This is a genomic window from Litoreibacter janthinus, assembly GCF_900111945.1.
In the GTDB taxonomy this organism is placed as follows: domain Bacteria; phylum Pseudomonadota; class Alphaproteobacteria; order Rhodobacterales; family Rhodobacteraceae; genus Litoreibacter; species Litoreibacter janthinus.
In genome coordinates, this window is the sequence record NZ_FOYO01000001.1 from 3,277,185 (window position 1) to 3,297,208 (window position 20,024).

Consider the following 20,024-nt stretch of genomic DNA (forward strand, 5'->3'; position numbering starts at 1 on the left):
GCGCTTGTTCGAAGACCTCTCGCCACTGCTAGTCAAGGCAACGGAAGTACCGCTCGACATCGGCAAAATACACCTCAGCATCACGCCTCATCAGGTCAGCATATGCCCTGACATCATCGGGATCGGTCGGCATCCATGGCGGCGCAGGCGGCAGGCAACTGACCGCGATCGAGGCTGACCCCCGACTCAAAACAGCCAGAGCCAGCCATGTTTGTTTCAAAAGCACCATATTATCTTGGCTCAGCCACTCCGTTGCAGTAAATTCGTTTCAACGCATGAAAGGCGCAATAATGCAAATTGCACCTATTGATTGCAAGGTTATAATATTGTATCGGTTGGGTAGTCCATGAGGGACTGCCGGGCCAATGCACAATTCTGCAAGGCTCGATCCTATGAATTTGATGCAAGACGCCCCCAATGTTGTCAGCGAAGAAGGGCTGCGCACACTGCTTGCCGAAGGACATTCGGCGGATGTCGTGTGCCGAGTTACGCCCACAAGAACAGGTGCTCAATGGTCCGGAGTTTGGACCGTGCATTGCGTCTCGCCAGACGGCGAGACGCGCCGCTTGCTCGTTACCGCGCGCAACAACATGGCCGCGCGGGAATTCAAGACAATCAACGGCCTATCCAGCTTCCTTGCCGGGCTTGGCGCTTCGATCATTTCCATCCCTATGTTCGAAGGCAAGATCGCCTCTCACAACCTGGACGACGCGAGCTAAGCCCCTTGCCGTCCTCGCAGCATTCCTTGCTGCCCCCGCCTATTCTGAAGGCTTCGTGCTTTCCATGCGGGCCGATGGCCAGCTGGAGACCAAAGCACCCCAATCAGGTTTTGCGCAAAGCTACGTCGATGGTATTGGTGCAAACCCACCAGAGTTGATCGTTTTTGCAGCTCCTGAGACTGTAGAACCGTCTCCTGCACCCACCCGCGCCGTTCCACGCCCCGAAATCCTTGCAGCCCTTGAAAGCACCGCGCATCGCTATGGCGGGCACCCCGCATTGCGCCGCGCCGGTCTGTCTGTTTCCGAATGGCAGGCCCTCTTCCAAGCCAATATCGAGATCGAAAGCGCCTATCGCCCGAATGCGCGCAGTTCCGCAGGTGCGATTGGCCTCGGACAGTTGATGCCTGCGACGGCTGCGCAGCTTGGTGTGGATCCCCATGACTGGCAGGCCAACCTCGATGGCTCTGCTCGTTACCTTCTCATGATGCTGGCACAGTTCGGCACGCCCGAACTCGCGCTCGCCGCCTATAACGCGGGGCCGAACGCGGTCGCGCGTTATGGCGGCATCCCTCCCTACCAAGAAACCCAAAATCACGTGCGCCGGGTCATGGCTGTGCGTGACCGACTGACTGGAGCCTCCTGATGCACACACAATTCCGCACGATCCTGTCGCTGGCGCTGGCCAGCTTGATGATTGCCAACCCGGCCTTTGCGCAGAGCATCGATCTCTCTCCGGTGCAAAACCTTTTGCAGGGGATCGTCGACACGATCACCGGCCCCTTGGGCATTGTCATCGGCACCTTGGCTTTGATCGGTGTGTTCCTCTCCTGGCTCTTTGGCATCCTCGACTTCCGCCAAGCCCTTTGGGTGCTGGTTGCGATTGCAGGCATTGCAGCTGCGCCGACCATTGTGACCGCGATCTGGGGCGCGTAAATCCGGCATGGCAACGCAAACTCGCCTCTTCCTCGGTCTGATCCGGCCGCCAAAGCTCATCGGCTTGCCGATCATGTATGCCATGGTCTGGCTCTTCGGGTTTGTGTTGCTGTTTCTCTGGGTCCAGAGCTGGCCGGTGATCCTTATCGCCGCTCTGGCCTATCCTGCTTTGTGGAGGGCGGCGGATTGGGATCCGGCCTTTCTTGAGGTGATGGTTACAGCGCTGCAGGAGACGCCACCAACCCCGAACCGCAAGATCCATTCGGGGGACAGCTATGCTCCGTGATCCTTCGGATGATCTTGCGATGCTGCCGGATTGGGCGCGCAAAGAGCGCCCGATGGCCAGCATGCTGCCCTATGTCAGCCTCGTGAATGACGTAACGATCCGCACGCGCGGCAATGCTTTGTTCCAGTGTATCCGCCTTGATGGCGTCAACAGCATGACCAGTGATGACGCGCATTTGGAGAAGATCCGCGCGCTCTTCGCTGCGATCATCGTGCAGATTGGACCGGACTACAGTTTCTACGTTCACAAGGTTTCAAAAGCGATTGAGACCGCGCTGCAGCCGGTGCCCAACGAGGGGTTTGCGCAAGAGCTGGACACCCGCTGGCAAACGGCCACGGCGCGGGCAGGCCTTCGAGACAAAACCCTCACGCTCACGGTGCTGAAACGTCCTCCCCTCGGCGCGCGGCTGCGCCTGAAGCGTGCAGATTCAATCGCACAGCTGAAAGACCAGACAGCCAAGCAATTGCGCAAACTCGAAGAAGTCGTCGGGTTTCTGCTCTCATCCTTCGCGGAGATGAACCCGCGTCTGCTCAGCGCTGAACGTGGCGAGCTGCTCGGGTTCCTCGGCGCGCTCAACATTGGCCAGGAACGACCGCTCTTCGCAAAATCCCGCTTTGGCATCATTGCCGAGGACGTGGCCAACACGCGCGTCACGTTTCAGGGGCGAGGCTTTACGCTGGACGATGGGACGGCGGGCAAGCGGTTTGGTACGAGCTTTGCCATCAAAACCTACCCGGCCAAAACCAGCTGCACCATGTTCGATGAGCTGAACCTGCCCGTCGACATGGTGGTCACGCACTCCTTCTCACCCATTAACAGCAACATCATGGCCAGCCGGATCAAGCGCCAACAGCGGCTGATGAAGGCCAGCGATGATGGCGCGATTTCCCTCGCCGAAGAACTGATCGACGCGCTGGACGATCTGGAGTCCAAGCGGCTCAGCTTTGGCGATCATCACATGACGGTCACGGTTTTTGCTGCGACCGAAGAAAAGCTCGAAGCAATTGCCGCCGAAGTACGCAACATCGCGGCCAGTGAAGGCGTTAATCTCGTAAACGAGAGCTTTGCGGCGCGGACCCATTATTTTGCGCTGCATCCGGGCAACGGGCAGATGCGCAGCCGCAAGGCCGCCATCACCAACACGAACTTTGCCGACTTCGCAGCGCTGCATCGCGGTCAACTGGGCAAACCCGGACACAAAGTGCCTTGGGGCAAGCCGATCACTCTGTTTCCAACGCCTGAACGCTCAGGCTTCCTGTTCAACTACCATGAGACGGGTCAGCCGGACAAAGAACCGACCGGTGGTCATACTTTGATCCTGGGACGCCCTGGCTCCGGCAAATCGGTGTTGTCAGCCTTCCTCATGACCCAAGCCCGTCGCTGCGACGCGCGCGTCTTTGTCTTCGACTATCGCGCAGGCATGGAAATGGCGGTACGGGCCAATGGTGGGCGCTACAGCGCCATCAAGGCGGGTGAAGCCACAGGTCTCAACCCTCTCCGCACCGAAATCGACGGGCGAGGGCAAGCCTGGCTGTCGGATTGGCTGGCCACGCTGCTGCATCGCGCCGACAAGCCCCTGAGCCCTGTTCAGATCAATCGCATCCAAGAAGTGGTGCGCCAGAACGCCGGGGCGAGCGATGCCGCGCTGCGCAACTGGCAGGACCTAGCCTCGCTCTTTGTCGCTGGGGCAGATGAAGGGGATCTGTTCGAACGGATTCAGGAATGGACGGCGGATGGCCGCTATGGCTGGATCTTTGGGCAAAGCTCTGAAGATACCTTCTCGCTCGATGGTGATGTCGTGGGGTTCGACCTGACCGGCATTCTCGACAGCGAAAGCGAGAAGGAACGCATGGCGGTCCTGTCCTACCTGTTTCGGCGGGTGGAGCGGGTGATCGAGGATCGCAAACCGACGCTGATTATCATCGATGAGGCCTGGAAAGCGCTCGACAACCCGTATTTTGCCGACCGGCTGAGCAACTGGCTGGTCACGGCGCGCAAACAGAACGCGGTCGTCGTGATGATGACCCAATACGCAAGCCAGCTCGAGAAAACCCGCACTGGCAAGACGATTGTCGAGGCCGTGCCGACGCAGCTTCTGCTGCCCAACATTCGCGCCTCGGCCAGCGATTACACCATGCTGGGCCTTACCGAAAAAGAGCTCAGCGTTCTGCTCGGCACAGGCAGCAATTCCCGTCTGGCGCTGGTGCGCGATGATCAAGGCTCGGTGGTGATCGACGCCGATCTGAGCGCCCTTGGCCCCTACCTCACGATCCTTGGCGGCATGGAAAAAGGCGAAGCGCTGGTTGGTGAAGATTATCGCCAGAACCCCGATTTTTGGAGACAGATTGATGCGTAGACTATGCGTGCTGACGCTCACCTTTTTGACCCTGACAGCTTGCGCGGAATACAGGCCGTCAGAAGCTGAATGCTTCATCAACTCCTTTGCAGAAGTCAGCGGCAGCAACTGCAATTTCGAGCTGCTCGGGCCAATTGGTAATCTCAGTGAGTAAGCACCGCCTGCATATCTTTGCGGGCTTGGTCTGTTTCGCCGCGCCATTGGCCTATGCCCAAGGCGTGCCCACGTTTGATGCGGGCATGTTTTTGCAACGCGAGCGCGTACTGCAGCAGGGCGACCAGGATCTGGCTCTGCAGCGGGATCGATTGACCAAAGAAGAAGAGCTTGAAAAGCTCGAGCAAGACCAACTCCGGGCATTGGAAGACATCCTTGATGCCGCGACGTTGGCCAGCGGAAACTCAGGCGCACTTGTCGCGAGTTTGGAAGCTGGTTCATCGCCAGAGAGCGCTGCAGAGACGCTTTACGGTCCAGTCGACCCAAACCCCGGCGCTGCACAGATGTTCGGCGATGCTTCGGGCTCGATCGAAGAGCTGATCATTCGCGCGGCTCAGGAAACGCACCATATGTCCGGCGTACGCGCAGCGGGTCTATCGCCCAAACAATGGCGTTGTCTGTTGCAGGCGCTGATCTGGCAGGAAAGTCGCTTTACAATCGGCGCGCGCTCGCCAGTTGGCGCGTTCGGCCTGACCCAGATCATGCCCGGCACCGCGCAGGATCTCGGGATTTACCCGGCCTACCATGAAAACCCCTACATCCAGGTCACCGGCGGTGCGCGCTATCTGGCGCAGATGCTGGCCATGTTTGAGGGCAACATCATTCACGGGCTCGCGGCCTACAATGCCGGTCCCGGCAATGTGCAGCGCTACGGTGGCGTGCCGCCCTTTGCCGAGACTCAGCACTACGTTCAGGTCATCCCTGAGCGCTACAACCTCTACCTCGCCCGTGTCGGCGGCGTCGATGCGCTTGGCACGATTGATCCTGTTCTACTCGCCAACTCTACAATGAGCCTGACGTCCTTCGGCGCAGGGGTCTATGGCGACTACTCACTGGTCTCGGTGCAAGCGGCCGCACTGCGCGTGCAGGACATCATAACCCGCATTGGTGAGACAGATGACATTCACGCGGCCATGTCGCTCAACACCTATGCGCGGGCGGAACTCGCTCGCCTGATCGCCATCCGCACGCGCCTCAAGGCCGCCCATACCCGCCCGCTTAGCGCCGCAGAGCTGGCCATGGCGGCCGCGCAGGCGCGCGAACAAGACTTCATGCAATTCGATCTGGAGGCCCTTCGATGATCCGCTTTCTTTTTACCGTTGCCACCTGCGCGTTGCTGGTTGCCTCACCCGTATCTGCCCAAGGCGTTCCGACAGTAGACACACGCAACATCGCGCAGGAAATTCGTCAGCTGCAGCAGATGCTCGAAGATTTCGGGATCCAGACCGATCAGCTCGACACACTTCTCGAGCAGCTCGACCTGGTGCAGCAGCAACTCGACACGCTCAATGAGGCCTACGCTGCCCTGACCGGCGCGACGGACATCATTGAAATGGCCATGGGTGGTGATCTCGACGGGCTTCTCGATCAGGAATTCGGCGATCTTCTGGGCACCATCAGGCAAATCCAGAGCGGCGATTTCAGCGGCCTCATCGGCAATGCCGCCCCTCAAATGGAAGGGCGCATGACACAGGCGCTGGAGGATGCAGGCTTTGACCAAGACAGCCTGTCCGACATGGCCAGCAGTGGCAATCCGGGAGCCGAGCGTATTGCCAGCCAGGCGGGCACCGGGGCGGTGATGTCGGCTGCGGCTGAAAACAGCTATGAAGAGGCCGCGCAATCCCTCGAACGGGTCGAACAGCTGGTCTCGCTGATCCCCGACATGGAAACGCTCAAAGAAGCCGTCGATCACAACACCCGCGTCACAGCCGAGCTGGCCATCGCCATGACGCGCATGTGGGAGCTCGAAGCCATCCAGACCGTCGGCGCAGGTCAATCCGGCGTGGTGGATGCCGCCACGCTGGCCGAAGAGCGCCGCTACATGGACTTCACCCTGCCAGACCTGCGCGCGGACTGATCCCATGAACAGCGAGGCAGAAATCATCGAAGAAGAGCTCGTCTACGGCGCACGACGACGCGAGCTCATGTGGCAGAAACTGGGGCTGACAGGCATGGCGTTTGGCATGGCAGGTTGCCTCGCCGCTGCTCTTGTCGCCCTATTCGACGTGGACCCGCCGCCCATGATCGTGCCCTTTGATAGCGAAACCGGCATGGCCCTCCCCAATGCCGTGGTTGAAGCGGTCTCACTCACGGAACGCCCCGCTATCATTGAGGCACAGGTCTACCGCTATGTCATTGATCGAGAGACATACAATCAGCTCGACAATGACTTGCGCGTGCGGCGGGTCCTGGACCAGTCGGACGGCGCGGCCGCCGCAGGGCTGCGCGCGCTTTGGACCAGCGGCCATGAGGCCTATCCGCCGGATAGCTATGGAACGGATGCGCGCCTTGAAGTCGAGGTTCTGTCTATCACCCATATCAGCGCCAACCGTGCCCAGGTGCGCCTTCGCAAGCGGCTCAATTCGCCGCGCGGCAGTCAAAACGGGTTCTTCACCGCAACCCTGATGTTTGAGTTTCGGCCCGAGAATAGTCGGTCGATCGACGATGTCTGGCAGAACCCTTTCGGCTTCACCGTCACCGAGTACGCGATCCGTTCAGATCGTTTGGAGTAACAAATGCGCCGCCTGTTCCTGATCCTCGCTTTCCTCGTACCACTTGCTGGCACCGCCAATGCCGAAATCCAGCCGCGCCAAGGTCCCTATGATGCCCGCGTCCGGCTGGCCACCTATCAAGATGGGCAGGTCTACCGCATCCGCACCAGCCTGACCCATGTGACCAGCATTGAATTCGGTCAGGGTGAGACCATCCGCTCGATCATTGCGGGCGACACTGAAGGGTTCCTCCTGGACGGCGTACCCGGCGGCCAGGCCTTTGCGATCAAGCCAGTCTCGCGCGGCGCGCATACAAACATCACCGTCTACACCAATCGGCGCAGCTATTACTTTAACGTCACCGAGGCGAGCTCGCCGACCTTCTACGTCATTCGCTTCACCTATCCCGAGGCGGCCCCTCGGCAATCGCGTGTGGCTGCAGGCGCGCCAGCAAATCACGCCTATGGCGTCAGCGCACGATCCGAGATCACCCCACGCGAAATCTGGGACGATGGCACCTTCACTTATTTCCGCTTTGCCGCGAACGCACCGCTTCCCGCGATCTTTCGATAGTCTGGGGGCAATGAGCGGAGCGTGAATGCTCTCGCGCGGCCAGACGACGTGATCCGCGTGTCAGGTGTCAGCGATCGATGGGTTCTCAGGCTCGGCGAGGACGAGATTTGCGTGCAAGAGATGAGCGAGGCAAACCACGATGAGTGAAACGACTGAGCTTAAGAAACGCCTCGAAGCGCTTGAAGGGAAACCACAAAACCGAAAATCGAGACCGTCCGTTGTCACTATTGCCCTAGGCATCGGGGCGATCGTGGCCCTTGGTGGTCTCTTGCTCTTGTTCTCTGACGGCTCTGAACCCGACAGCTTGGAAACCGCCTCACCGGATGAGTTCCAAACGGCAGGACCGGGCTTTGGCGCGCTCGAGCCCACGCCTGCACCGATTGACACAACCCCACCGCCGGAGCCAAAACCAGACAGCGAGACAGAAGAGCTGCGCGCGCAAATGGACGCTATGCGGTCCGAGCTTGAAGCACTGCGCAACGCACCAGTACCTGAGGCCCCTGCCGTCGACCTCGAGGCACTGGATACCTTGGGCGCAGAGATCGATGCGTTGCGAAGCGAGGCAGCAGCAACGCAGGCCGCCTTGCGCGAAGAGTTGGAAGAACGTGCCCGGCAAATCCAGCGTCTGCAGAACGATCTGGAACTCGCACGCCTTGAATCACCTCGCACGCCCGCACCAACCGGCCCCACGGCCGAAGAACTGCGCCTTCAAGAGCTCGAGCGGCGGCGGCAAGCAGAGCTTGAGGAGCTGCAGGCCCGTATCGCCAGCCCAATCATCGCCTTTGGCGGCACCGGAGGCGGCAACAATGAACCCGCCGCGCAGCAGCGGCGGCTTGATGGCGACACAGACTTTGTCCGCAATGGCGCTGAACCTGCCGAGGTGACACAGGCCCAAGTGATCGTGAACCCGTCAAACACGGTTGTTCAGGGCACGATGATCCAGGCGGTGCTCGAAACCGCAATCGACAGCTCGCTCGCCGGTCAGGTCCGCGCGATGGTATCGGAAGATGTCCATGCCTATGACGGCTCGCGGATCCTGATCCCGCGCGGTGCACGCCTGATCGGGCGGTATCAATCCGGTCTCGACATAGCGCAACGACGCGTGACCATCGCCTGGGATCGGATCATTCTGCCCAGCAACCAGACCGTCGAAATCAGCGCCTTTGGTGGTGATGAACTGGGGCGGTCCGGCACGACCGGTTTCGTCGACAGTCGTTTCGGCACGCGGTTTGGGTCAGCCGCCCTGATATCTCTGATCGGAGCCTTGCCTGCTGTGGCAGATCAAAACACCGAAGATGAGATCACCTCTGATGTGCTCGAGGGCATTGGCGAAGACCTTCAAGACAGCGCGCAAAGCGTGATTGGCGAATATCTCTCTGTCTCTCCCCTGATCTACGTCGATCAAGGTGCCCGTGTCACCGTAATGGTCGATCGTGATTTGGAGATCTTCTGATCATGGCGGCTAGCTATCTGCAAAGCTCGATGGACAAGATCCCCGAGGCACGTGATCCGAAGCTGATCGAGCTTTGCATCAACCCCGACGGCACGTTGTGGGCGGAGTTTCAGGGGGATCACTTTATGCGGCGCGTCAATCGACAGCTCTCGCAGAACGAGATCAAGGACCTGGGAAATCAGATTGCTTCCGCCGCGAACACCACACTCAGCCGTACCAAGCCGATTGTGTCAGTCAGCATCACCTACCGTGACCGTCCGATCCGCGCGCAAGTCATTCAGCCTCCCGCCGTCGATGGCGGTTACGCGATTTCCCTTCGTTTCTTCACCGACCTGCCATTGGAGCAGATCAAGCTGTCCTATCTCTTTGGCAAAGAACGCAGCAACGAGGGCGCAAGGCGCAAGCGCAATGCCGAGCTGCGAGATGTCGTGGCCACCGGCGACATCGACGCCGCGATCAAGTTCTGCGTCATCCACAAGCTCAATATGATCGTGTCTGGCGGGACCTCGACCGGCAAGACCGTCACGGCGCGCAAGATTCTCTCATTCGTGCCCGCCGACGAGCGCATTATCACGATCGAAGAGGCCGCGGAGCTGCGTCCAACGCAGCCCAATGTCGTCACGCTGATGTCTGACCGCGACGAAGCCACACGCAGCGCCGATGTCCTGCTGACCTCCACCCTGCGCATGCGGCCGGACCGTATCGTCCTGGGCGAAGTGCGCGGCAAAGAGGCCATGACCTTCCTCGAGGCGATCAATACCGGCCATGGTGGCTCACTCACCACCCTGCATGCTGAAACGCCTCAGCTGGCGGTCCAGCGTCTCGCCATCGCCGCCCTGAAAACCGATGTGCCCATGACCTACCAGGACATGAACGACTACATCACACGCTCGATCGATGTCATCATCCAGGCCGGTCGCCATGAAGGCGCGCGCGGCATCACCGAATTCTACCTGCCGGTTGATCCGGCCCATTCAAAGGAACCAGCCCATGTTTGAATACAAGATTGAACAGATCAACACCGCCAAGACAAAGCCACCGAAAATCGAAGCGCAGCTGACCGCCCTTGGCCAAGATGGCTGGGAGCTTGTCTCGGTCGTGCCGGATTTCGACGGCGAGCATATCCTGAAGGCCTTCTTGAAACGTCGCATTGGTGACAGCGCCTAAGCCCGACCGAGGAGGATCCGATGGGCGTCGTCACCTGGATGGTAGAGACAACCGACAGCTTTCTGGAAGACGCAGCCCAAACCACCTTTGGCAACGTCGCCGGTCAGCTGGGCAGCGTCATTGCCGTGGCATCGACGCTCGCCGTGATCGGCGTCTTCCTCAACATGGTGTTTCAGCACAAATCCATGGATGGGCGCACCGCGTTCTGGTTTGCCCTTAAACTCATGCTCATCTCACTGTTCGCGATGAACTGGGTGCAATTCAACGCGGTGGCCAGCGCGCTGATCGATGGGCTCGACCAGCTTGCGGGCGGAATGGTAGCGGGGCTCGGCGGCGGCGGCGCAGGTGCGTCCTATTTCGCAGAGGCCTTTGATGAACTCATCGAAGAATTTAGCGACTACCTGAATGCGGCCGGTGACAACATGCATTGGATGGCCGGAGCCCTCATCGGTGCGATCGGCGCATTCCTCTTGGGCGTCATCGGCGCGCTCTGCGGGCTTGTCCTGATCTTCGCAAAAATCATGCTAGCCTTTATGATCGGCATCGCCCCAATCATGATCGCGCTTTCGCTTTTTGATGTCAGCAAGGACTATTTCCACCGCTGGCTGTCCAGCACGGTATCCTATGCGCTCTACCCCCTTGTAATCGCCGGAGTGTTTTCGACGGTCGTCGGAATGTCGCGCTCGTTGATGACCGAACTCGGAGATCCCTCCGGGGCCAGCAACATCGGCGCACTGGTGCCCTTTTTCATGATGATGTTCCTCGCAGGCGGCATGATCATCGCCACCCCGCTGATCGTGCGCTCAATCTCGGGTAACTTCATGATGGCCGGACCGCCAAGCATTCCCGGTCCTGGAGGGTTCGCAAAGGGCTTGATTGGCACCAAAGGGTCACGGGCGCGAGCACGGTTTGGGAGCAGGTCGAATGCCGAGATTGCAGGAGCTGGGATAAGGCAAGCGGGCGGCGCAACTGTTTCGATGGTTCAGCGTGTGGCAGCACGGGCTAAGCGTCTAGAATAGGGTTTCAGCACTTGCCCTGCAATCACAAGATCGAACTTGTAGCCATGCAGACTTCAAAGCAGCTGTCGGATAAAACATAGTCATCATGCAACGTTAGCGAAATTATTGCTGCGTCGCGGAACTATCCTTCTCACGATAACAGGCGGTGCGCTGTCCATCTATTTCAAGATACCGAAGCTCTAACATGGATGCATTATGCACGACCTGCCGCCAACTTTGGCATTTATACTTTGCAGGCTGTTGTTCAGGGTAGAGCTTGGCAACCCATTTGCCAGCCTCAGCCACAGGTGCCCAACCATCGACAGCTAATGCACGAAATGCTTCTCGCAAGACGCTCACAATGCCCGAGGCGTCCCAATTTACTTTTCCATTGGGAGCAATTCCGTTAACAAGAACGTCTTTAAATTCCTCCGACTGCAAGATCTCTGACAACGCCTGCCGCATTTTCTCCATGCCTTCAGCCCATTCCCGAAGTTGCCCGATGTGTTGGTCGATGCGGTTGTATGCGATGACTAGCGCATCTTTCGCGCGACGACACCCATCCGAGCTCCAGAGGTCGTGCTGGTCGATGAAGTGATGAACCAAATTGTTCCTTAGAAGGACCATTTCTCTCAGATCACTCTCAACGCGGACGAACTCTGCATCCGGCAAGCCAAGTGACATCTGCATGGCGAACCAATTGACATTCTCTGGAGAATTTGTTGTCGTCATTTCGGGAGGGCCGATCTCATTGGCAACGACATACGATACAAGGAGATCACCAACCAAGGTGCCGAGCGTCTTGCGGGCCGCTTCGTCAATCTGCGTTGCCTTTGCCCGCTCCAAGTCATGAAACGGTCCTGAGACCTTATGATGCGCCACCATGGCTTTAATCAGCCGCTCATACTGTTGTAGCCGTAACATGCATCGACCCAGCAACCGCTGAACTTCTTGCTGAAGTGACTGCAGGTCTTCGTCGCCTAACATCGTCATAGTAAAATCCGGTCTCTGGCCCCGGTCATATCAACCATATTTCGACCTTAGACGCGATGCTTTAGATCATCTTGCCCCCCAAACAATCCAAAGATCTAGCGTTACCGGCGCAGAGCCCGCATCTGTTGGGGTTTTACACATTCCGATGCAGCTTCATCAAAGCAGCCATTCAATACTGTCACGGATTCAGCAAGCTATTTTTTGAGCAAATAGTTATCGTTCTGGCTCCACGCGTCATCGCAACATAAAGGTTTCGTGCATCAAGTTGATCGGCGTTCAAAACAACAGCATGATCAGCCTCCAGCCCTTTCAAAAGTAACGTCGAGCCAATAGCAGCTAAGGGGAGTTGACGCCCGACGGCGCGGTTTTCTTCGCGAATTTGAATGGCTGCCTCGCTAAAGGTCAATGCCGCGTTTGACTGAACCAAAGACAACGCACGGAGGGTTGCGCGCAAGACGCCAGGCCGATAGCAACGCGATCCGGTTTGGGCCGAACAACACGACAGGATGCTAGCCAATCCAGAAAAGGTAGGCGCTTTTTCAACTTCTAGAGCAAGTAACTCTAGCTCGCTCGGATCCGTTCTCGCCTTACCGCTTTTAATGGCTTTCATGCGGCTTTGGACTCCCTCGGAACCAATGTTGGTAATTAGGCTCTCAGCAAGGTCTAACGTCTCGCGGACTGAATACCCATCAGACAAATCTAGACCATTTGCAAACGTGGTGAGATCCTTGAGATCTACTGGTTCAACTGCGACAATACCGGGAACATTTTTCGCAACCCTATATCGGCTTGCTGCTGACATGCTGTCGCCAATTACTAGCGAGGTTTCGTTCTTTGCTTTGTGAGCACATCGGGCCGCAGCAACAAGTTTTGAATGATCATTGTCGCCATCCAATTTGACCCATTTGACTGATTTGGGGGCTGCTGCCAAATCAACGGCACCGCCTGTAAGCAGTGCTTTTCGCACAGACAAGAGCCACTGCCCAAGCTCTTCGTTTCCGGCATTTCGCCACCTCCAGGGGGTATCTAGCTCAGAAATTTTTGGGAAATGTTTTGCAACATGCTTATCCCAATCAGCCAGCGGGTCATTCCCAAAACCGAATATTGCTTGCATCGGATCCGCCAAGACGCAACAGGGCAAATGTTTCGCAGCATATAACATGATGCCGTGCTGATTGTGAGAGCAGTCCTGATACTCATCAACCAAGATGCGCGAATAGCTTGCTTGTAGCACATCAGTGATGTGGTTTGCCTTAAGAAGGCTCCACGCGGCCTTCCTGATCTTTAGATAGTTGGGTTTTTTGGGGTTTGCGCCCCCATCATATCCTGAACGCTCGGGGAACGTCGAAACCAACCTTATCGCCCAACCATCAATCGTCGCCAGCTTGTAACCACCAGTTGGTAGCTTCTCCTTGGCTAATCTCTGCCGCAGGGCTGCCACCCCAGCGTTCGTGTGGGTCAAGACCAAAATAGGTTTGTCGGATTGGTTACTGCGAAGCGCCTCTACAATGAGTTGTGTCTTTCCGCACCCAGCGGGGGCGATAACCATCCCACGCTCGATAGTTAGCAGATCAACATCAGCCATCGATGGCCCCTGACCACTTGAGAATTTCGCTTAGTAGATCCGGCAACTCGGAGTGAACGCAGTTATCTAAATCTGGACCGATAATTGAATAGGCGGCCTCCTCCATGTGGGAAATTCGCTTGAACCAAGAACCGCTACCGGCAGCTGCCGCCAACTGCCTGCGTTTCTCTTCGGTTATTTCATTGAACCAGTTGCTGAGATCGATCGGTCCTTCGCATGCGGTCCGTAAATGATCTAATATCCGTTGCTCTCCCTGGAGTTCTTTCGCGTATGACCATAACTGCAAGACTGCTTCATCACTAACGCAATCAAAGAGTTCAGCCTCGATTGCCCAGCCTTCCGTCCACTTGAAGACCTTCCCACCCACGCCAACAAAATCTCTCTCATCTTTTTCTTTGGGTTGGACGTCATCATCCCGCAAGGTAGCTACATTATATCCCAACTTCAGGAAAGACATCGCAGATCGGTAGATTTTGCTTACGCCACCAGCATCGACCAAAACGCCACCTGCTGCGGCAAATGTCGAGTGCCCGCCCTCTGCCCGATAACGGTCAATACCACGGATCAGTCCGACTTCGGTTGCCCCCTCACAAACCAGCACGTTAGTCCCTAGAAAGGCCTCAGACGCGATGCGAAGCGTACCTTGAATTGCGTCATCAGCGCCCGCTTGAACAACTGAATGCTCATCTCCACGTCTAATAACGTAGAGCTGTGGCCCGCTCAGCTCACGTAAAACAACTGGCGAATGGGTCGTCATAAATATCTGAAATAACGTTGCTTCGGTCTTAGAACCCAGCTCCAAAAGAAATTTCGAAATTCGATGTGGCTCTAACCCGATTTCCACCTCATCGACCAGCGCAATCGACGCCGTCTCGGCAACCCGATTTTGCAGTCCAGCGACGAGCAGGCGACTTGATCCAAGGCCCAACTTTCTGAGCGGGACACCTTCTGAACTATGCAGCGAAATAGTGCTTCCTGAAAAATTCACAGAGTGTGCGTCCAGCATCGCTCGAACTGTATCCCCAACATCAACGCCAAGGGCTTGAGCCGCACCTGAGATGATGCCTAACGTATCTTTCAACTGGTCACCTGCGGTGTCACCAAAGCTATTCCGAGCTTGCCGCGCTGCGTCAGCCAGTGCCGCAGATGCATCAGCTTTTTCCTCCGTTAGTGCGTTTAAGATTGAACCGCGTTGCCATCCGAGATGTTGATTTGCAAAAACGCCTATACGGTTGGGCGCAATGTTAACCCTGTCGCCCCATGTCAGGCCTCTGGATAGGCCTTGAGCTTCCGCACGGTCAGATTTCAAATGCCATTGTGGCTCTAGGTCGTCACTAATTGTAAGCTGAACCGTAAGGACCGTCTCTGAACCCTCTGATGGTTCATCTTCAAGGTTTCCCTCCTTGTCGAGCCCCAACAAAAAGGGGCCATAAGTATCAAGCGTTTTCAGTCCATCCTGCAAGTCACCGATAGTTGCTCGAACGATAATTTCGTCGTCCACTGACATATTGTAAAAGTCTGCATCCGTGACAGGGAGGTTGCGCCGAGCTCCCAAACACCAATCAATTGCGTCCAAGACTGTGGATTTACCGCTGTCACCGGGACCGACCAGACAGTTCATATTAGGGGAGGGAAACCAAACCAGTTTCTGGATGCTTCTAAAACTGTATACTTCTAATTTTCGGATACGAGCCATTTAAAGTTCCTAATTAAGGTCAATGAGCACCAAACGCTTAGGGTTTCGATCGATTGCCAAGAGCACACGAATTCAATCACTTAACTTTAGGTTGTGCGCAATGAAAGAACAAGCTCACACGTTTCAATAGCGTTGAAAGAACCCTGCATCGAATGTGCTCAAGGCAGAATTCGATTTCGCGCAGCCGAGGTCTTCCTCCCCATTTGCAAGTGACAATATTGCGCTTCTGCGAAGATCGGCTCTCCGCCCTTAACCCTGAGCCGCCTCTTCCATAAACCTCTCTACCCGTTCAGCTCCTGCTTGATACTCGTCCAAACTAGGCTTGTCTTCGGTTGGCTCATCCCGCTCTTCATTGACCAAACCATCGATCTCGTCGCGCCGCTTCCCACCACCTCCAGAGCAGTTACTGGAAACCGCTTTCGGCATCTCAAGCGCTCCAATCTTAGCCTCCAGCGCCTTGATCTGCCCTTGCAGCCCGCGCATCTGGTCTCCCGCTGAGGGATATGGCAGATCGCCGGTTTGCTTGTCGAATATCTGCTTAAAGAACCGGTCCTCATAGTATTTGATCCGCTTGGCGCGCACGGGCATTTGCGCGTCGGCCACCAAGACGATGTCATCAAGATCCATGCGCCGCGCTTCATCCTCGGGTAGCAGAGCGGTTTCTTCGGTCCGTTCGGACATGCTGCGCCCGGCGAAGGGGTTGCGGCCGACCGAGCGCGAGCGGGTCACAACTCGCTTGGTGGTTTTGCCGACGGCTTTGCTGAGCTCTTCGATCGTCTTTTCATCTGAGGGAGTCAGATAGAGCTTGATGCCCGCGTTACCCTGCAAGGCGCGGCGGGCGTTTTCACCGTAGATTTCATCGAGCGCAGGGATGGTCTGGGTGACGATCGCGAGGTTGGCGCGGTAGGAGCGCAGGGTCTCGATACTGTCGAGCACGATCGGCATTTTGCCCAGGCGATTGAACTCATCGAGCATAATCATCACCGGCCAAGTTTCGTCCTTGCCAGGTTCATGGTCCTGCAGCGATGCCAGCAAGTCCGAGAAGAACAATCGGATCAGCGGAGCAAGGGGTTTCGCCATGAGCGGTTCAACCACGAGATAGACCGAAAACGGTGTCTTGCGGATCTCGCAAAAATCGAAGTCTGAAGTTGCGGTTGCACGGTCGATGGCGGGGTTCGACCACTGCTTGAGGCCAGATGTCATCAAGAGCGACAGGTAGGACGTTAGCGTGTCGTTGTTGGTCGAGGCCATGCGCATGAAGATCAGCTTGGCGGCTGGGTTGACCGCTTCATCGGCGCGGCGACGGTATTCTTTCTGCTTGTCGCCGCCTGACGCCGTGATGCGGTAGATCTCGCCCAAGGTCGGCCGCTTTCGTTCAAACGCCAAAAGCCCTGCCGCCACAAATAGGTCAATGCCGCCATCAAGGAGCCCTTGGACCCGGTCGTTATCCGCTTGCAGGAACAATGAGGCCAGCAGCTGCAGCTCCATCTGCTGGCGGTCGACATTTTCCAGCGCTGATATGCGCAGCAAGGGATTGTAGCGGTGTGATCGGCCATCCTTCCAGTCAGTGGGCGCGAACCGAAAAACCTTGTCGCCCTGCAATGCTCTGTGACGCGCCGTCGCCTCGAAGTTTTCGCCCTTCACGTCCAGCACCACGGCGCTGCCCTGATAGGTCAGAAGGTTTGGGATAACAAAACCCGTCGTTTTGCCACGCCCGGTAGGGGCGACGATCAAGGCATGGGGGAATACCTTGGACATGACAAAGGGTTTGCGGCTCTTTGGCTTGCCCATTTTGCCGAGGACAAAGCCGTGGCCAGGCTTGCCGAAAAAGCCGCTCCGCTTCATCTCTGACATGTGCTGCCAGTGGGTTTCACCGAACTTGGTCAGCGCGTCGTTCATCAACACAGCGCTAAGCAAAACACCGGCGCAGGTGCTGCTCCCCACGATCAAGTGAACAATCTGCATATCGGCCGGATGGGTCATTCGGAGAACCCCATAGCTGCGCGCCAGCATCAGGAAATCAATATCCGCCCCGAACCCGAACCAGCGAAACGTCAGAAAGGCCGACGCCAGAACATAGCCCAGCACCGCGCCCAGAAGAGCAAAGCTCATGACGCCGAGTGCGATCCGCGCCTTACCCATGCGTCACACCCTTTTCGCCGTCGGCATCGACATGCCGCTCGCGTCGGACGTCTATTTCTTCATTGGCGATTTCGTCGAGGACATGCTCCATCGCCACGCTGTTCGCCAGAGCGGCATCGCTCTGGAGATATGCCTTGGCCGCATAGAGCCGGTCCAGGCGGTCTTCGATGTGTTCTTCAAGCGTGGTTTCATCACCAATCGCCAAGTCGGCGGCCTGCTCTTCACCAACCAGATCCTCCAGTTCGGCCCGCAAGGTCGTGCGTTCCAGATCGCTGCGAAATGGATCTGCGGTCGGATCATCTCTCAAACGGCTCAGGATGCCAGAGGTGGTCGGCGGCAGCCGGTCGATTATGGATTCCTGCCGGTCAGACTCCACCGACCCACTGTCCTTGAGAACCTCAGCATCGGCCAACAATCGACCAAGATCACTGTGCACTTGGTCGAGACGGTCGATCGCTTTTTCGAGCTCATCGGCGCGCGACAGGTCAAAGCCCTCCTTTTCGGCAATCGCCTTCAAATCCTGTCCGAGCCATTGCCGCTCGAGCGCGGCATTGCCCGCACCGATTTCGACACGACGTGTCACCTCTTGCGGTTCAATGCCGGTGCCGTTCAAAGCCTGCTGAAGACGTTCTGCCAGAGCTGGATCCTGCAAAACGCCTTGGGCCTCGGCCCGTATATTCGCAGCGGAATAGATCCCACTTTGGGACGCGTCCTCGAGCAAGGTATGGGACTGCGTTCCCATTGGGCTCAGATGTGACAAGGAACGATAGATGTCGTTCAACTCATGCTCCAGTGCGGCACGCCGCTCCATCGGGGCGTCCGCTACAATGCGTTCGGCCTGGTTGATCTTGTCGTGGAAGGCATCCACGACCTCATCAAACGAATGCTGTTCTTCGGCCATGCCATATACCTTTCCAACTGCTTCAATCTGTTTGCCCTGCGCCAATAGCGTCGCGGCCTTGTCCAAGGCAGCTGCAATGTCATGCTGGTTCTCACGCGAGGCCTCGGCAGCCAGGCCGCGATAGAGCCGCGCGTTCTGGGCGACTTCAGCCAAGGCACGGTCAAGCTCTGGCCCCACGCGCTCACGCTCGGTCAGCTTCTGGCCGGTGGATTCCGCGCGACGCTGCTCTAAATCGCTTGGCCTCTGCGTCGTGACCCCGCGCTCAAGCTTTCGGGTCGCTTCAAGGCGCAGCCCAAAGCGGTCCGACACCTCGACCATAGCCTCGCGAAAACCGTCGTAGTTGAAGTGGTGGCCTTCCTTCAGAAAGAAGAACTCCCCATCCTTGCTGCGCCGGTTCAAAACGATATGCGCGTGCGGGTGATCCCGATCCTCGTGCACGGCCGCGATGTAGTCGAAGTGGCTGCCTTCGCCTTGAAAGAACCGCTCGCAGATCTCGCGCGTGATATCGGCGACATCCTCGCCGTGCGTGCCAATTGGGAAAGCCATCAAGAGATGTGAGGTATGTCCCAGCTTCGGGTGGAACCCCTCATTCCACTGCGCTGAAAACCGGCGCGTGACCTGCTCGATCTCTTTGGCTGACAGAACGCTTTGGCCGTCATAGGTGCCACGGCTGTCAATGATGAAGCTCGACTTAGTGGTCAGGTATTCCAACTGGTTGCGCAGCTGCGCTTTGTTGTGTGTGCCGCCATCGCGAATGGCTTTGAAGATCGCGGGTGAATGCCCCATGGCCGCGCGCGCCATCTGCTTTGCGCGGGCGCGCGGGACGCTGCCGCGAATGCGGCTCCAGTCCCGATCGAAGAAGGCCTCCTGCGCGGCGACTACAGCGCTATTCCGGGCCATCGGCAAAGCCCCCCAGAACGCGGGCAACCTCCCCAGAGAGCGCGCAGCGTCGCCGCTGCGCCATGTCCTGAACCTGATCGGCGATGTCGAAGATCAGCCCGGCCAATGCGCGCACCTGACCATGGGCGGAATTGCCATAGGGCGGCGTCTGACCCTGGCGCTTTGCCTCGTTTATGCGCTGCGCAATTTGGTTGATATTGTTGCCGGTGCGATTGAGCGAGGCCGACAGCCCCTGCATCTGATTGGCCAGTTCATCGTCGGGAACAAAGAGATCGTTTGACGCTTGGATCAGTCGCCGTAATCCCTCCGCCCGGCAGGTGATATCATGCCGCGTCAGCACGGCATCAAAGCTCGCCAACTCCTTTGGCGTGAGCCGGACATTCACCAGTTCAGAGCGCACCCGCGCATCCAGCTTGCGGCTTTGATCGGCCTTCAACGTGTAGAAGATGCTGCGGGTCGTGACGCCGAATTCGCGGGCCAGATCCTCGATCGGCACCCCTTCGGCACGCTTGCGCACGATCGCAAAACGCTGGTTCTGCGTCAGTCGCTTGTGCCGTGGCGCGCGCGGTCGGCCCATGTGAAGTAATCACCCCTATTTCTTGCCTGTATTCCGCTTG

The 20,024-nt window shown here is 57.5% G+C and carries 19 protein-coding genes and 1 pseudogene; 14 read left to right on the forward strand and 6 right to left on the reverse strand.

The window, feature by feature from the left end:
- The first annotated feature begins 401 nt into the window (after positions 1–401).
- The 14 genes and pseudogenes from BM352_RS16465 to BM352_RS16525 all read left to right on the forward strand — a co-directional run bounded on the left by BM352_RS16465 (position 402) and on the right by BM352_RS16525 (position 11,211).
- The gene (locus tag BM352_RS16465) at positions 402–719 is read left to right on the forward strand and encodes a hypothetical protein (protein WP_245781010.1); all 318 of its coding nucleotides are present in this window, start codon (positions 402–404) and stop codon (positions 717–719) included.
- A gap of 64 nt (positions 720–783) precedes the next feature.
- Positions 784–1,362 carry a lytic transglycosylase domain-containing protein gene (locus BM352_RS16470; protein WP_090219045.1) on the forward strand — a complete coding sequence of 193 codons (579 nt, stop codon included), beginning with the start codon at positions 784–786 and terminating at the stop codon, positions 1,360–1,362.
- The gene (locus tag BM352_RS16475) at positions 1,362–1,652 is read left to right on the forward strand and encodes a TrbC/VirB2 family protein (protein ID WP_090219049.1); all 291 of its coding nucleotides are present in this window, start codon (positions 1,362–1,364) and stop codon (positions 1,650–1,652) included. Before BM352_RS16470 ends, BM352_RS16475 begins: the two co-directional genes overlap by 1 nt.
- Positions 1,653–1,659: 7 nt before the next feature.
- Entirely contained in the window at positions 1,660–1,938 is a 279-nt protein-coding gene (locus BM352_RS16480) for a VirB3 family type IV secretion system protein (RefSeq protein WP_090219052.1), read from the forward strand.
- Positions 1,928–4,294: a VirB4 family type IV secretion/conjugal transfer ATPase gene (locus BM352_RS16485; RefSeq protein WP_090219055.1), complete on the forward strand. Its 2,367-nt coding sequence runs from the start codon at positions 1,928–1,930 to the stop codon at positions 4,292–4,294. The genes BM352_RS16480 and BM352_RS16485 overlap by 11 nt, the downstream gene beginning before the upstream one ends.
- Positions 4,287–4,448 (forward strand): hypothetical protein, encoded by a 162-nt coding sequence (locus tag BM352_RS19030; RefSeq protein WP_175500714.1) that lies wholly within the window; start codon positions 4,287–4,289, stop codon positions 4,446–4,448. Before BM352_RS16485 ends, BM352_RS19030 begins: the two co-directional genes overlap by 8 nt.
- Positions 4,441–5,589 (forward strand): lytic transglycosylase domain-containing protein, encoded by a 1,149-nt coding sequence (locus BM352_RS16490; RefSeq protein WP_090219058.1) that lies wholly within the window; start codon positions 4,441–4,443, stop codon positions 5,587–5,589. Before BM352_RS19030 ends, BM352_RS16490 begins: the two co-directional genes overlap by 8 nt.
- Positions 5,586–6,365, forward strand: coding sequence for a type IV secretion system protein (locus BM352_RS16495; protein WP_090219064.1), 780 nt, complete (start codon positions 5,586–5,588; stop codon positions 6,363–6,365). The genes BM352_RS16490 and BM352_RS16495 overlap by 4 nt, the downstream gene beginning before the upstream one ends.
- 4 nt (positions 6,366–6,369) lie before the next feature.
- Positions 6,370–7,020 carry a VirB8 family type IV secretion system protein gene (locus tag BM352_RS16500; protein ID WP_090219067.1) on the forward strand — a complete coding sequence of 217 codons (651 nt, stop codon included), beginning with the start codon at positions 6,370–6,372 and terminating at the stop codon, positions 7,018–7,020.
- A 3-nt stretch (positions 7,021–7,023) separates the two neighbouring features.
- A pseudogene (locus BM352_RS16505) lies at positions 7,024–7,719 on the forward strand (TrbG/VirB9 family P-type conjugative transfer protein).
- The gene (locus BM352_RS16510) at positions 7,712–9,025 is read left to right on the forward strand and encodes a TraB/TrbI/VirB10 family type IV secretion system protein (RefSeq protein ID WP_090219070.1); all 1,314 of its coding nucleotides are present in this window, start codon (positions 7,712–7,714) and stop codon (positions 9,023–9,025) included. Before BM352_RS16505 ends, BM352_RS16510 begins: the two are co-directional and overlap by 8 nt.
- Positions 9,026–9,027: 2 nt before the next feature.
- The gene (locus BM352_RS16515; RefSeq protein ID WP_090219072.1) at positions 9,028–10,023 is read left to right on the forward strand and encodes an ATPase, T2SS/T4P/T4SS family; all 996 of its coding nucleotides are present in this window, start codon (positions 9,028–9,030) and stop codon (positions 10,021–10,023) included.
- A complete protein-coding gene (locus BM352_RS16520) occupies positions 10,016–10,192 on the forward strand; it encodes a DUF4177 domain-containing protein (protein WP_175500715.1) in 177 nt (58 codons plus the stop codon). The genes BM352_RS16515 and BM352_RS16520 overlap by 8 nt, the downstream gene beginning before the upstream one ends.
- Before the next feature lie 20 nt (positions 10,193–10,212).
- Positions 10,213–11,211 carry a TrbL/VirB6 family protein gene (locus BM352_RS16525; protein ID WP_090219077.1) on the forward strand — a complete coding sequence of 333 codons (999 nt, stop codon included), beginning with the start codon at positions 10,213–10,215 and terminating at the stop codon, positions 11,209–11,211.
- A 102-nt stretch (positions 11,212–11,313) separates the two neighbouring features.
- Here the strand turns inward: BM352_RS16525 and BM352_RS16530 are convergent, their stop codons facing one another.
- The 6 genes from BM352_RS16530 to BM352_RS16555 form a co-directional block, all read right to left on the reverse strand.
- Entirely contained in the window at positions 11,314–12,114 is an 801-nt protein-coding gene (locus tag BM352_RS16530; protein ID WP_245781011.1) for an OST-HTH/LOTUS domain-containing protein, read from the reverse strand.
- Between the two features lie 247 nt (positions 12,115–12,361).
- The gene (locus tag BM352_RS16535) at positions 12,362–13,768 is read right to left on the reverse strand and encodes a UvrD-helicase domain-containing protein (RefSeq protein WP_090219078.1); all 1,407 of its coding nucleotides are present in this window, start codon (positions 13,766–13,768) and stop codon (positions 12,362–12,364) included.
- A complete protein-coding gene (locus tag BM352_RS16540; RefSeq protein ID WP_090219082.1) occupies positions 13,761–15,464 on the reverse strand; it encodes an ATP-dependent nuclease in 1,704 nt (567 codons plus the stop codon). Before BM352_RS16540 ends, BM352_RS16535 begins: the two co-directional genes overlap by 8 nt.
- 249 nt (positions 15,465–15,713) lie before the next feature.
- The gene (locus BM352_RS16545; RefSeq protein WP_090219084.1) at positions 15,714–17,606 is read right to left on the reverse strand and encodes a type IV secretory system conjugative DNA transfer family protein; all 1,893 of its coding nucleotides are present in this window, start codon (positions 17,604–17,606) and stop codon (positions 15,714–15,716) included.
- Positions 17,599–19,407: a relaxase/mobilization nuclease domain-containing protein gene (locus BM352_RS16550; protein ID WP_090219086.1), complete on the reverse strand. Its 1,809-nt coding sequence runs from the start codon at positions 19,405–19,407 to the stop codon at positions 17,599–17,601. Before BM352_RS16550 ends, BM352_RS16545 begins: the two co-directional genes overlap by 8 nt.
- On the reverse strand, positions 19,394–19,984 hold the full coding sequence (locus tag BM352_RS16555) for a helix-turn-helix domain-containing protein (protein WP_090219089.1): 591 nt from the start codon (positions 19,982–19,984) through the stop codon (positions 19,394–19,396). The genes BM352_RS16550 and BM352_RS16555 overlap by 14 nt, the downstream gene beginning before the upstream one ends.
- Between the last annotated feature and the right edge of the window lie 40 nt (positions 19,985–20,024).

Excerpts from the sequence above, each read along its gene's own strand:
- BM352_RS16465 (WP_245781010.1), top strand. The coding sequence starts at position 402 with ATGCAAGACGCCCCCAATGTTGTCAGCGAAGAAGGGCTGCGCACACTG.
- BM352_RS16470 (WP_090219045.1), top strand. The coding sequence starts at position 784 with ATGCGGGCCGATGGCCAGCTGGAGACCAAAGCACCCCAATCAGGTTTT.
- BM352_RS16475 (WP_090219049.1), top strand. The coding sequence starts at position 1,362 with ATGCACACACAATTCCGCACGATCCTGTCGCTGGCGCTGGCCAGCTTG.
- BM352_RS16480 (WP_090219052.1), top strand. The coding sequence starts at position 1,660 with ATGGCAACGCAAACTCGCCTCTTCCTCGGTCTGATCCGGCCGCCAAAG.
- BM352_RS16485 (WP_090219055.1), top strand. The coding sequence starts at position 1,928 with ATGCTCCGTGATCCTTCGGATGATCTTGCGATGCTGCCGGATTGGGCG.
- BM352_RS19030 (WP_175500714.1), top strand. The coding sequence starts at position 4,287 with ATGCGTAGACTATGCGTGCTGACGCTCACCTTTTTGACCCTGACAGCT.
- BM352_RS16495 (WP_090219064.1), top strand. The coding sequence starts at position 5,586 with ATGATCCGCTTTCTTTTTACCGTTGCCACCTGCGCGTTGCTGGTTGCC.
- BM352_RS16500 (WP_090219067.1), top strand. The coding sequence starts at position 6,370 with ATGAACAGCGAGGCAGAAATCATCGAAGAAGAGCTCGTCTACGGCGCA.
- BM352_RS16510 (WP_090219070.1), top strand. The coding sequence starts at position 7,712 with ATGAGTGAAACGACTGAGCTTAAGAAACGCCTCGAAGCGCTTGAAGGG.
- BM352_RS16515 (WP_090219072.1), top strand. The coding sequence starts at position 9,028 with ATGGCGGCTAGCTATCTGCAAAGCTCGATGGACAAGATCCCCGAGGCA.
- BM352_RS16520 (WP_175500715.1), top strand. The coding sequence starts at position 10,016 with ATGTTTGAATACAAGATTGAACAGATCAACACCGCCAAGACAAAGCCA.
- BM352_RS16525 (WP_090219077.1), top strand. The coding sequence starts at position 10,213 with ATGGGCGTCGTCACCTGGATGGTAGAGACAACCGACAGCTTTCTGGAA.
- BM352_RS16530 (WP_245781011.1), bottom strand. The coding sequence starts at position 12,114 with ATGTTACGGCTACAACAGTATGAGCGGCTGATTAAAGCCATGGTGGCG.
- BM352_RS16535 (WP_090219078.1), bottom strand. The coding sequence starts at position 13,768 with ATGGCTGATGTTGATCTGCTAACTATCGAGCGTGGGATGGTTATCGCC.
- BM352_RS16540 (WP_090219082.1), bottom strand. The coding sequence starts at position 15,464 with ATGGCTCGTATCCGAAAATTAGAAGTATACAGTTTTAGAAGCATCCAG.
- BM352_RS16545 (WP_090219084.1), bottom strand. The coding sequence starts at position 17,606 with ATGGGTAAGGCGCGGATCGCACTCGGCGTCATGAGCTTTGCTCTTCTG.
- BM352_RS16550 (WP_090219086.1), bottom strand. The coding sequence starts at position 19,407 with ATGGCCCGGAATAGCGCTGTAGTCGCCGCGCAGGAGGCCTTCTTCGAT.
- BM352_RS16555 (WP_090219089.1), bottom strand. The coding sequence starts at position 19,984 with ATGGGCCGACCGCGCGCGCCACGGCACAAGCGACTGACGCAGAACCAG.